At 67.0% G+C, this 11,976-nt stretch carries 10 protein-coding genes; 6 read left to right on the top strand and 4 right to left on the bottom strand.

Annotation, left to right across the window (positions count from 1 at the left end; genetic code table 11):
* Window positions 1-5: 5 nt before the first annotated feature.
* A complete protein-coding gene (locus FB562_RS10270; protein ID WP_141881215.1) occupies window positions 6-1,439 on the bottom strand; it encodes a CCA tRNA nucleotidyltransferase in 1,434 nt (477 codons plus the stop codon).
* A 101-nt stretch (window positions 1,440-1,540) separates the two neighbouring features.
* Here FB562_RS10270 and FB562_RS13825 point away from each other — a divergent pair, with 101 nt between their 5' ends.
* From FB562_RS13825 to FB562_RS10245, 6 genes are all read left to right on the top strand, one after another.
* Window positions 1,541-3,355, top strand: a complete 1,815-nt coding sequence (locus tag FB562_RS13825; protein WP_246081455.1) for a DUF6049 family protein — start codon at window positions 1,541-1,543, stop codon at window positions 3,353-3,355.
* The gene (gene murJ, locus FB562_RS10265) at window positions 3,352-5,019 is read left to right on the top strand and encodes a murein biosynthesis integral membrane protein MurJ (RefSeq protein ID WP_246081454.1); all 1,668 of its coding nucleotides are present in this window, start codon (window positions 3,352-3,354) and stop codon (window positions 5,017-5,019) included. Before FB562_RS13825 ends, murJ begins: the two co-directional genes overlap by 4 nt.
* Before the next feature lie 68 nt (window positions 5,020-5,087).
* A complete protein-coding gene (trxB, locus tag FB562_RS10260) occupies window positions 5,088-6,062 on the top strand; it encodes a thioredoxin-disulfide reductase (protein WP_141881213.1) in 975 nt (324 codons plus the stop codon).
* Between the two features lie 46 nt (window positions 6,063-6,108).
* Window positions 6,109-6,435: a thioredoxin gene (gene trxA, locus FB562_RS10255; RefSeq protein ID WP_141881212.1), complete on the top strand. Its 327-nt coding sequence runs from the start codon at window positions 6,109-6,111 to the stop codon at window positions 6,433-6,435.
* A gap of 122 nt (window positions 6,436-6,557) precedes the next feature.
* The gene (locus tag FB562_RS10250; protein WP_141881211.1) at window positions 6,558-7,883 is read left to right on the top strand and encodes an aminotransferase-like domain-containing protein; all 1,326 of its coding nucleotides are present in this window, start codon (window positions 6,558-6,560) and stop codon (window positions 7,881-7,883) included.
* Window positions 7,884-7,949: 66 nt separating this feature from the next.
* A complete protein-coding gene (locus FB562_RS10245; RefSeq protein ID WP_141881210.1) occupies window positions 7,950-8,915 on the top strand; it encodes a D-alanine--D-alanine ligase family protein in 966 nt (321 codons plus the stop codon).
* A gap of 108 nt (window positions 8,916-9,023) precedes the next feature.
* Here the strand turns inward: FB562_RS10245 and FB562_RS10240 are convergent, their stop codons facing one another.
* The 3 genes from FB562_RS10240 to rsmG form a co-directional block, all read right to left on the bottom strand.
* Window positions 9,024-9,989 carry a ParB/RepB/Spo0J family partition protein gene (locus tag FB562_RS10240; protein ID WP_141881209.1) on the bottom strand — a complete coding sequence of 322 codons (966 nt, stop codon included), beginning with the start codon at window positions 9,987-9,989 and terminating at the stop codon, window positions 9,024-9,026.
* A gap of 40 nt (window positions 9,990-10,029) precedes the next feature.
* The gene (locus FB562_RS10235; RefSeq protein WP_141881432.1) at window positions 10,030-10,875 is read right to left on the bottom strand and encodes a ParA family protein; all 846 of its coding nucleotides are present in this window, start codon (window positions 10,873-10,875) and stop codon (window positions 10,030-10,032) included.
* Window positions 10,876-11,308: 433 nt separating this feature from the next.
* Window positions 11,309-11,956, bottom strand: a complete 648-nt coding sequence (gene rsmG, locus FB562_RS10230; RefSeq protein ID WP_141881208.1) for a 16S rRNA (guanine(527)-N(7))-methyltransferase RsmG — start codon at window positions 11,954-11,956, stop codon at window positions 11,309-11,311.
* Window positions 11,957-11,976: the final 20 nt, after the last annotated feature.

Here is an 11,976-nt window from a genome sequence, read left to right as displayed (position 1 = left end):
CCCGCTCAACCCGCGGTGCGCTCCGCATGCCATTCGCGCAGGCGGCGGGTGGCCTCCTCCTCGCCGAGGGGGCCCTCGTCGAGCCGCAGTTCGAGCAGGAACCGGTACGCCTCTCCGACCTCGCGGCCGGGGGAGATGCCGAGCAGCGCCATGATCTGTTCGCCGTCGAGGTCGGGCCGCACGGCGGCGATCTCCTCCTGGGCGGAGAGTTCGGCGATCCGGTCCTCCAGGTCGTCGTAGGCGTGGGCGAGCCTGTCGGCCTTGCGCCTGTTGCGGGTGGTGACATCCGCCCGGGTGAGGATGTGCAGTCGCTCCAGCTGGTCGCCCGCGTCACGCACATAGCGGCGCACCGCCGAGTCGGTCCAGGCTCCCTCCGTGTAGCCGAAGAAGCGCAGGTGCAGCTCGATGAGTCGCGAGACGCTCGTCACCGTCTCCTTGTCGAAGCGCAGCGAGCGCAGGCGTTTGGCGGCGAGCTTCGCGCCGACGACGTCATGGTGGTGGAAGGTGACGACCCCGCCGGCTTCGGTGCGCTTGGTGGCGGGCTTTCCGATGTCGTGCATGAGGGCTGCGAGCCGAAGCGTGAGGTCGGGCGCCGCATCCGGATGCCTCTCCCGTTCCAGGTCGATGGCCTGGTCGAGCACGGTGAGGCTGTGCTGGTAGACGTCTTTGTGGTGGTGGTGCTCGTCGACCTGCAGGCGCAGCGCCGGGATCTCGGGGAGCACGTGCTCGGCGAGGCCTGTCTCGACCAACAGTTCGATTCCGGCGCGCGGCGCATCCGTTCTCAGCAGTTTCGACAGCTCGTCGCTGATGCGCTCGGCGGAGATGATCTCGAGGCGGGGGGCGAGCGCGCGCATCGCCTCCTGTACGTCGTCGGTGACGACGAAACCGAGCTGCGAGGTGAAGCGGGCGGCCCTGAGCATCCGCAGCGGGTCGTCGCCGAAGGACACGTCGGCCGCAGCGGGGGTGGCCAGCCGTCGCGCGACAAGGTCTTCCACACCACCGGAGGGGTCGACGAGTTTCTGCTCGGGCAGCCGCAGCGCCATGGAGTTGACGGTGAAGTCGCGGCGCACCAGGTCGCCCTCGAGGGAGGTGCCGAACTCGACCTCGGGTTTGCGGGTCTCCCCGTCGTAGGCGTCGGTGCGGTAGGTGGTGATCTCGACGGTGTGCCCGTCGATGACGGCGCCGATGGTGCCGAAGGCGCGGCCGATGTCCCAGTGCGTCTGGGCGATCGGGGCGACGATGTCGACGATGCGGTCGGGGTGGGCGTCGGTGGTGAAGTCGAGGTCGTGCAGTTCGCGCCCGAGGAAGGCGTCGCGCACGGGGCCGCCGACGAGGGCGAGTTCGTGGCCGGCGTCGGCGAAGGCTCGGGCCAGCCGCGAGATATGGGGAGCTTCTGCCAGTGCCGCCAGCCGTGTGATCGCCGAGGCTACGCTTTCCATCGCACCAGACTAACGGGGCTCGACGTGCCATCAGCGCGGCCCAAGGCATCCCCCCTAGAATCGTCGTCATGCTGGCCGACTGCGAAAAAGCGCGCCGGCCGATGCCCCTGATCCTGAAGTTCGGTGCCGCCCTGCTCGGCGCCGCCCTTGCTGTGGGGGGCTCGGTCGCGGCCGGAGCGACCGCGAATCCGGGTGACGAGGCCAGCCGGCAGGAGAGTGCGGGGCCGGATGCCATGGTCGCCGCCGCCGACGGCAACCCGAGCCGCGTCGCGATCGTCGGCTCCATCACGGTTCCTCCTGCCGAGGCGGGGCTGATCCCTGCTGAACTCCTCGAGGCGTACACCGCTCCGACGGGCGAGCTGACCCGGCAGCTGAATTCGCTCAACGGCAGGCCGGTCGCCATCGGCGTCGACCCGATGATCGTCGCGTCGATCCGCATTCTGGGCACGACTGCGCCGGCCTCGGCGACGGCGTGGCTCGAACGGCTCGCGACCGCCGACAACGAGACCTTCTCGCTTGGGTACGCGGATGCGGATGTCGCGGCGCTGAGTCAGGCCGGGCTTGGCACGATCCCCGGCCCGCTCTCGTTCACCATCGACCCCACGCTGTTTCCTGAGGAGTCCACCGCCCCGGGCGACGGCAACGGCACGACGGATGGCGAACCCGGGTCGAGCACGCCGCCGGCCTCCGCGAGTGCCAGCCCGGAGCCGCCCACCACACCGACCGTGCCGACGCAGGAGACGCTCACCGATCTCCCCTGGTCGCTGGATTCGATCGTGTGGCCGCGCAACGGCGACATCGTCGCCGCCGATCTGGGCGTCTTCAACTCCGCGGGGCCCGTCACGACCCTTGTCGACTCAGAATCGGTGGCCTTCCCCGGCGGCGCGCCCCGCGCATCCGCCACCTCTGCCGGCAGTTCGCTGCTCGTGGCCGACAGCCCCGCCTCCGCCCAGCTGCAGTTGGCCGCCTCCTCGACGAATGACGAGTCCTGGGCCGCCGCCATGGCGTCGCTCACGGCCTCGCTCGCCAGCTGGCCCGACAGCAGCAGCACCATGCTGCTCACGCTCGACCGCAGCATCCCGCTCGGCGTCAACCGTCTGGCGATCACGCTCGACACTCTTGCGCAGGATCCGGGGGTGACCACGACGACCCTTGCTGCGGCCCGCGGGGAGGCATCCGTCGAGGTCGCCGTCGTCGATCGTCCCGTCGCGCCGGAGCGCACCTCGCAGCTGGCCACCATGTTCGCGACGGAGCCGGGCCTGGCACAGTTCGCGACCGTGCTCGCCGATCCGACCCTGATCACCGGCGAGCGCCGCCTCGCCCTTCTGGCGCTGTCATCGAACTCCTGGGCCGATCTGACCGCGGGGTGGACCCCCGCCGTCAACTCCTATCTGAGTCGCTCGGTCGAGATCCTCGAGTCGGTGAAGGTGGAGGAGAGCAGCACCCTCAACCTGCGGAGCTACACGGGCAATCTCCCGATCACGGTCAGCAACTCGCTGCCGTTCCCTGTGACGGTGGCCGTGCATGTCGCGGCGGACACCGCCATCCTCGATGTGATCGAGTCGCCCGTCTCCGTTGTCGTCGAGGCGGGCTCGCAGGCGCGCGCCCTCGTTCCTGTGCGCTCGATCGCCAACGGCGATGTGATGCTTCGGGTGAATCTCACGAGCGGAACCGGCGTGGCCGTCTCGAGCCCGGTCATCATCACCACGAATGTGCAGGCGGAATGGGAGACGGCCTTCACCGCGGTCTTCGTCGCCCTGCTCGTGATCGTGTTCGCCGTCGGAATCGTGCGCACGGTGACCCGCCGTCGTCGCGAACGCCGCGCGCGTCTGGCCGCCGAGTCAGCGCCGGATGCCTCACCAGAGTCGGTCGAGAAGGTCGGCGACCCGGTCGACGCCGATGGGCAGGCTCCGTGACCCGCACGGGCGCAGCCACCCCCTCACCCGGCCTCGGACGTTCGAGCGCCCTGCTCGCATCCGGAACCGTCGTCTCCCGTGTTCTCGGCTTCATCAAGGCGATCGTGCTCGCGCAGACGATCGGCCAGACGGCCAGCGCCTCCGCTGATGCCTTCGGTATCGCCAACACCCTGCCCAACAACGTCTACGCGCTCGTTGCGGGCGGCATCCTGGGCGCCGTCATCGTGCCGCAGATCGTGCGCTCGGCCCTGCATGATGACGGGGGCCAACGCTTCGTCAACAAGCTGCTCACGCTGGGGCTTGTGGTGTTCCTCGGCATCACGGTGCTCGCGACGGTCGCGGCGCCTGTTCTGGTGGCGATCTACACGCAGCAGGCCTCTGACGGCGGCAACGGTTTCACGAGCGAGGGTCTCGCCCTCGCGACGGCCTTCGCCTACTGGTGCCTGCCGCAGATCCTCTTCTATGCGGTGTACAGCCTGCTGGGTGAGGTGCTCAACGCGCGCCACGTGTTCGGGCCCTTCGCCTGGGCCCCGGTGATCAACAACCTTGTCGCCATCGCCGGCCTTGTGGCCTTCACGGTGCTGTTCGGGGGAGCAGAGGCGAACAGCTCTCTCGAGGTCTGGACGCCCGATCGCATCGCGCTCCTCGCCGGCAGCGCCACCCTCGGAATCGTCGCCCAGGCCGGGGTGCTCGCCTTCTTCTGGCGGCGCACGGGCCTGCGCTTCCGCCCCGATTTCCGCTGGCGCGGCGTCGGCCTCGGTCGAACAGGCAAGTCGGCCGGCTGGGTCTTCGCCATGATCCTTGTGACGCAGCTCTCGGCGATCGTGCAGAGCCAGGTCACCTCGCTGGCCACCGACGAGGGAGCATCGATCGCGACCAGCCAGAATGCGTGGCTGATCTTCATCCTCCCCCACTCGGTCGTGGCGGTCTCGATCGCGACCGCGTTCTACACGCGCATGAGCACGCATGCCAGCCGCGGCGACATCCCGGCCGTGCGCAGCGATCTCTCCTCGGCCATCCGCACCATAGGCCTCATCATCACCTTCGCCTCTGCGGGTCTGATCGTGCTGGCGCTGCCCTTCGCCCGCGTCTTCGAGAGTGACTTCGGCCATGTGCAGGCGATGGCGGCCGTGATCATCGCCTATCTGGTGGGGCTGATTCCGTTCAGCGCGGTCTTCGTCATGCAGCGGGCCTTCTATTCGTTGGAGGACACCCGCACGGTCTTCTTCATCGAGCTGGTGAAGTCGGCGCTGTTCGTGCTCGGCTTCCTGATCTGTACGACCCTCCCCGTGGATCTGATCGCCGTCGGAATCGCCCTTGTGACCTCTGTTGCGATCACGTGCCAGACGGTTCTCACCTTCCTGCTGCTGAGGCGCAAGATCGGCCCCCTCGGCGGGCGCGCCATACTGCGAAGCCACGTGCAGTTCGTGGTGGCGGCGATCATCAGCGCCTGCATCGGTGCCGGCCTGCTCGCCCTGCTCGGCGGCCTGCACGACGGCGGTTTCGCGGTCGGCAGCATGCCGGGTGCACTCGTCTCCATGGTGGTCATCGGATGCGTCATGGGCGCCGCGTACGCAGGCCTGCTCACCCTCATGCGCAACGCGGAACTGCGGGCGCTGCTCGCCGTCGTGCTGCGTCGCATCCGCCCGGGCGCCGCGGAATAGTCGGCGAATAGTATGGGTTGTATCGCTCGACAGCCTTGACCGTCACCCCTTTTCGAAAGAGAGTCACTGTGCGCCAGCTCATCATCATCGGCTCAGGCCCCGCCGGCTACACGGCGGCGATCTACGCTGCCCGGGGAGGCCTCAACCCCCTCCTGATCATGAGCTCCGTTGAGGCCGGCGGCGAGCTGATGAACACGACCGATGTCGAGAACTACCCCGGATTCCCGGAGGGCGTCATGGGCCCCGATCTCATGGAGAAGTTCCGCCAGCAGGCTGAGCGCTTCGGCACCGAGATGGTGGCGGATGATGTGGTGAAGCTTGAACTCGAGGGTGACGTCAAGACGGTCACAGTCGGCAACGGTGACGTGCACGAGGCGCTCTCGGTGATCTTCGCCACCGGCTCCGCGTACCGCAAGCTGGGCGTCGAGGGCGAGGAGCGGCTCAGCGGCTACGGAATCTCGTGGTGTGCCACCTGCGACGGCTTCTTCTTCCGCGGCAAGACGATCGCCGTCGTCGGCGGCGGAGACTCGGCCATGGAGGAGGCCACGTTCCTCACCAAGTTCGCCGAGAAGGTGTACCTGATCCACCGCAGCGAGGAGCTGCGCGCCTCCAAGGCGATGCAGGATCGCGCCAAGGCCGACCCCAAGATCGAGTTCCTGTTCAACAAGACCGTCAAGGAGGTCTACGGGGCGGAGCAGGTCACGGGCCTCTCACTCGTCGACACGATCGACGGTTCCGAAAGCGTGCTCGACGTGAGCGGCCTGTTCGTCGCCATCGGTGCCGACCCCCGCACGCACCTCGTGCACGGCCAGCTCGATCTCACCTCCGCCGGCACGATCGCCGTCGAGGGCCGCAGCTCGCGCACCTCCCTCGCGGGCGTGTTCGCAGCGGGCGACGTCATCGACCCCACGTACCGGCAGGCGGTCACGGCGGCAGGCTCCGGCACCGTCGCGGCACTCGACGCAGAGCACTTCCTCTCCTCGCTGCCCGCCGCCCTGCGGGAGCAGGCGGCAGCTCCCGCAGAAGAAGTCGTTCCCGCCTAGGCCGCACGAACCCCCGATCCACGAAAGCCCACGAAAGAGAGAGCACATGTCAACAACACGCGACGTCACCGATGCCAACTTCGAGGCCGAGGTCCTGAAATCCGAGAAGACGATCATGGTCGACTTCTGGGCCGAATGGTGCGGCCCCTGTCGCATGGTCTCGCCGATCCTCGACCAGATCGCCGCAGAGCACGCCGACAAGATCGAGATCGTCAAGCTGAACGTGGATGACAACCCGCAGACCGCGATGAAGTACCAGATCACGTCGATCCCGGCGATGAAGGTGTACCGCGGGGGAGAGGTCGTCAAGACCGTCATCGGTGCCAAGCCGAAGCCCGCACTCGAGGCAGACCTGGCCGAATTCCTGGCCTAAGAGCATCCGCGGCCCCGCGCCGCGACCCCACGAAGGCCCGTACTGAGACAAGTGCGGGCCTTCGTCGCGTATTCTGATCTCTTCACCACTCTTCGAGCGCCTCAGGGCACCTGGGATGACCAATGACAACCCACGAACCGACATCGGGGGGGTCGAGCACGCGATTCGACCCCTGGTACGACCACTATGCCGACCGCACCGCCGGCCTGAGCGCATCCGAGGTTCGTGCCCTGTTCGCCGTGGCCTCCCGGCCCGAGGTCGTCTCCCTCGCCGGTGGGATGCCCTACGTCTCGGCGTTGCCGAGCGAGCTCGTCACGGGCGCCCTCGACCGGGTCATGCGCGACCACGGCCCGCAGGCGCTGCAGTACGGCTCCGGCCAGGGAACCCCCGAACTTCGCGAGCGCGCCCTCGAGATCATGGCCCTGGAGGGCATCCGGGGCAGCGTCGACGACGTCGTCATCACGACGGGCTCACAGCAGGCGCTCGACCTGGTCACCAAACTGTTCATCAACCCGGGCGATGTCATCCTCGCCGAGGCACCCAGTTATGTCGGCGCGATCGGCGTCTTCCGCTCGTACCAGGCCGAGATCGCCCATGTTCTCATGGACGACGACGGGCTCATCCCGCAGGCCCTGCGCGACGCGATCACCCGCCTCAAGGCCGACGGCAAGACGATCAAGTTCCTGTACACGATCCCCACCTTCCACAACCCGGCCGGTGTGACCCTCAGCTGGGAGCGCCGGCTCGAGATCCTCGAGATCTGCCGCGCCAACGACATCCTGGTGCTCGAGGACAACCCCTACGGGCTGCTCTACTTCGATTCCCCACCGCCGAACGCGCTGCGCTCGATCGAGGAGGACGGGGTCATCTACCTCGGCACCTTCTCCAAGACGCTCGCCCCCGGGTTCCGTGTCGGCTGGGCCCTCGCGCCGCACGCCATCCGTGAGAAGCTCATCCTCGCGAACGAATCGGCCACGTTGTGCCCCAGCGCATTCAGCCAGTTCGCGATCAGTGAGTATCTGGCATCCGCCGACTGGAAGGGCCAGATCGACACCTTCCGTGGCGTGTACCGCGGCCGCCGCGACGCCATGCTCTCCGCTCTCTCCGAGCACCTGCCTGAGATGAGCTGGACCGTGCCCAACGGCGGCTTCTACGTCTGGCTCACGCTGCCGAGTCCGCTCGATTCCAAGGAGATGCTGCCGAGAGCCGTCAAGGAACTCGTCGCCTACACTCCCGGCACCGCGTTCTATTCGGATGGCGGGGGTCGCCAGAAGATACGCCTCTCCTTCTGTTACCCCAACGAGGAGACCATCCGCACCGGCATCCGACGCCTCACCTCCGTCATCAACGAGGAGCTGGAGCTGCTCGACACCTTCTCGAGCACAGGGCAGATGGAGGTCGTGCGCCCGAACGCGCACGTCACCAGCCCGCCGCCGAACATCAACTAGCGCTGCACGCCTCTGCAGCATCCCCGACCGCCGCAGGAAGACCCGCAGGAAAGAAGTTCCGCAACCATGGACGAGTTCACTCCCCAATCCGTGCTGATCCTCGCCGGCGGCATCTCGCATGAGCGCGACATCTCGCTGCGCTCCGGCCGCCGCATCGCCGACAGCCTGTCGTCGCAGGGCGTCAAGGTCGATCTGCGCGACCCCGACGCCTCACTGTTCTCCTACATCGAGTCGACGAAACCGGATGTCGTCTGGCCGGCACTGCACGGCGCCGGCGGCGAAGACGGCTCACTGCGGGGCCTCCTCGACTTCGTCGGCGTGCCGTTCGTCGGCTCCCGTGCCGGTTCATCCCGGCTCGCCTGGGACAAGCCGACCGCCAAGGTGCTCGTCAAGCGCGCTGGCGGCTCCACGCCCCGCTCCATCGCGCTCTCCCGCGACACCTTCCGCGATCTGGGCGCTGTGAACGTCCTGGAGCGCATCGCCGCCGAGCTGAGCGGCCCTGTCGTCGTGAAACCGGCCCAGGGCGGCTCCGCACAGGGGGTCACGATCGTCGACGACCCCGCAAATCTCGCCAGCGCCATGGTTCACGCGTACCGTTACGGCGATGTGGCCCTCGTCGAGCAGAAGATCGTTGGCACCGAGATCTCGGTCTGCATCATCGACACGGGCGATGGCCCTGTCGCGGTTCCTCCGGTTGAGATCGAGCCGTTGTCGGGCGTGTACAGCTTCGAGGCCCGCTACAACGCGGGGGAGACGCGCTTCTACACTCCCGCCCGCATCTCGGATGAGGTCGCCGCCCGCTCCGCGGATCTCGCCATCATGGCGCACACGACCCTCGGGCTGCGCCACATCTCGCGGGTCGACATCATGATCGACGCAACGGGAACGCCGTTCTTCCTCGAAGCGAGCGTCATGCCGGGCCTCACCGAGACCTCACTGTTCCCGCGGGCACTCGAGGTCGCCGGGCACGATGTCGGCTGGGCCTATCTCGCACTCTGCCAGGCGGCCGTGCGCGACAGCATCGCTCGCTGAGACGGTCGGCCGGATGCTCCGGCACGGCCGAGCGCACGGCTCACTTCAGCGACTTTGCAAAAACCCCTGATCAGAGGGCACTAATGCTGTCGGGCGTCGCCGCCGGGCTCAGCTGAACCCGGGCTCGCCCAGCTCGCCGAGGATGCGGTTGAGGTCGCCCACCGTCGCGAAATCGATGACGATGGTTCCCTTGCTGGAGCCCAGGCTCACCTTCACGCGGGTGTTCAGGCGGTCGCCCAGGCGTTCGGCGATCTCGTCGAGCTGACCCTGCCTGCGGCCCTTGCTCGGCTTCGTCGCTCGGGCCGGTTTGGTCGAGACGAGGCCGGCAGCGGCCTCGGCCGCCCGCACTGAGAGGTCCTCGTTCACAATCTTGTCGGCGAGCTTCTCCATGGTCGCGGTGTCGCCGGCCGACAGGATGGCCCGCGCATGCCCCGCGCTGAGAACACCTGCCGCGACGCGACTCTGCACGGCCGACGGCAGGCGAAGGAGGCGAAGGGTGTTGGTGATCTGCGGGCGAGAGCGACCGATACGCTCTGCCAGCTGGTCCTGGGTGATGCCGAAGTCGGCCAGGAGCTGCTGGTAGGCGGATGCCTCTTCAAGCGGATTGAGGTTGGCCCTGTGCAGGTTCTCGAGGAGGGCATCCCGAAGCATGGCGTCATCGGCCGTGTTCTTGATGACGGCGGGGATCGTGGCAAGCCCGAGGTGCTTGCTGGCGCGCAGCCGCCGCTCGCCCATGACGAGCTCGTATTTCGGCTGCCCATCGACGGCATCCGGGATGGGCCGCACGACGATGGGCTGCAGCACGCCGATCTCGCGGATCGAGTGGATGAGCTCGTCGAGATCCTCCTGCACGAACACGCTTCGCGGCTGGGCGGCATTCGGCACGATGTCCGCGGGGGAGAGATTGGCGAGCCGGGCGCCGGGCACGGCGGCGAGCGACTGCTCGTCGGCGTCATCTCTCGCGACGCGCGCTCCAGTCGGGAAGAACACGTCCACGGGACGCTCGGGTGAGCCCTCATCCGTGGGGATGAGTGCGCCGATTCCACGGCCCAGCCCGGTGCGCTTCGTTGCCATTGATTCTCTTTCGATAGTGCTTCTGATCAGGGGTTTTATACTACTGCTGTGCTATCGGTGCACCGCGGCGAGCGATCTCCGCGGCCGCCTCGAGGTATGACAGGGAGCCCGGAGAGTTCGCGTCGTAGCCGATCACGCTGAGCCCGAAACTCGGAGCTTCGGAGATGCGCACCGAGCGCGGAATGAGCGTGTCGAGGACCTGATCCGGGAAATGCTGACGAACATCCTCGGCCACCTGGTTGGCCAGATTGGTGCGGGAGTCGTACATCGTGAGCAGAATCGTCGAGACGTTGAGCTCCGGATTGAGGTGGCGCTCGATGAGCTTGATGTTGTTGAGGAGCTGGCTGAGACCTTCGAGTGCGTAATACTCGCACTGGATGGGGATGAGCACCTCACGGGCTGCGACGAAGGCGTTGATCGTCAACAGGCCCAGCGACGGCGGGCAGTCGATGAAGACGTAATGGAAGGGCTCATCGCGCTCAGCCAAGAAGGCGTCGAGTGCCGAGCGCAGGCGCTGTTCCCGCGCAACCATCGAGACCAGCTCGATTTCGGCGCCGGCGAGATGGATGGTCGCGGGGATGCAGAACAGAAGATCGCTTTCCGGGCTCTTCTGTACGACATCCGCCATCGGCACATCGTTGATCATGACGTCGTACACGCTCGCCGTCTCGGACCGGTGCTCGATTCCGAGGGCTGTGGAGGCGTTTCCCTGCGGATCCAGGTCGATGACCAGCACGCGAGCACCGCTCTTCGCGAGCGCCGCGGCCAGGTTGACGGTCGTTGTCGTCTTACCCACGCCGCCCTTCTGGTTCGCGATGGTGAAGACACGGGTCTTGGAGGGAACGGGAAGGTCCTCCGCCTCGATGGCACGGCGACGACGCGTGATCTCCGAGAGCTCGCGGGCGAGGGGAGTGTCACTGAAACCGGCGAGGGGGCTGCCCGAGCGTGCTGACTTTCCCGGAGCAGGCGCGGTTGACGCAGTATCGTCCGTCGCGTCGCCGCTCCCGCGTTGCTCGGTCTCCTCAGCGATAACACCGGATGCCTCGGTGACCTCTGGCTCGGGTGACTCCACATCCTGCTCGGGTGCACGCTCTTCTTCTGCGGTCACGGCTTCCTTGTTCTCGGTCGTGTCGTGATGTTTCACGTGAAACATCTTGGGGCGAAACTGCATCTGGGCCGGCACCGATCGTCTGTCGTGGTCGTCTGGGGGTCTCGCGACGGCATCCAGGCGGCTTCTTGGTCTCGGAAGCCCGAATCTTCACCGTCGGGGCGAAACCAGCGGGGATGTCATCGACGGGATATCGGGGGTGCGACATCCATCAATCAACTGTAGCCCGAAAGACTCGCGTGGGCTCGGTGTCGAGGTCTTCACCGAGCATCACGATCTCGACGTCAGTGAGGCGGTGCTTGCGGATGACCTTGGTAGCGGCAGCGAGCTCGGCCTCGACGCTCGCACCCTTGAGGAAGACCAATTCACCGCCCGACTTCATCAGGGGAGCAACGAGCGGGATCAGCTTGGAAAGCGCGGTGACGGCGCGGGCCGTTGCCTGATCGAGCCAGGGACTCAGCTGTGCCTCTTCCGCTCTGGCACGAACAACCTCGACATTGTCGAGGGAGAGCAGGCTCTTCTGCTCATTCAGCCAGGCCACCCGCCGTTCCATCGGCTCGATGAGAACAAAATCGACATCCGGGCGCGCAATCGCCAGAACAAGCCCGGGCAGTCCAGCACCGCTGCCGATGTCACCCACCCGGCCCGGCCGCAGCAGCGCCGCAAGCAGTGCGGAGTTCACGACATGCCGCGTCCACAGGCGGGGGAGTTCCAGTGGGCCGATGAGCCCCAACTCCTCTCCGCGCCGCGCGAGGTCGTTCGTGAAGGCACGAGCGAGATCGATGCGGTCGCCGAAGAGCGCGGTCGCCACGGATGGTTCCGGTTCCAGACTTTCAGGGAGAGGCGCTGCGGATGTCATCGGCAATGTTTCACGTGAAA

The organism is Homoserinimonas aerilata (genome assembly GCF_006716125.1).
In the GTDB taxonomy this organism is placed as follows: domain Bacteria; phylum Actinomycetota; class Actinomycetes; order Actinomycetales; family Microbacteriaceae; genus Homoserinimonas; species Homoserinimonas aerilata.
The sequence above is the reverse complement of the archived record's forward strand: the minus strand, read 5'-3'. Positions and strand labels throughout refer to the sequence as shown.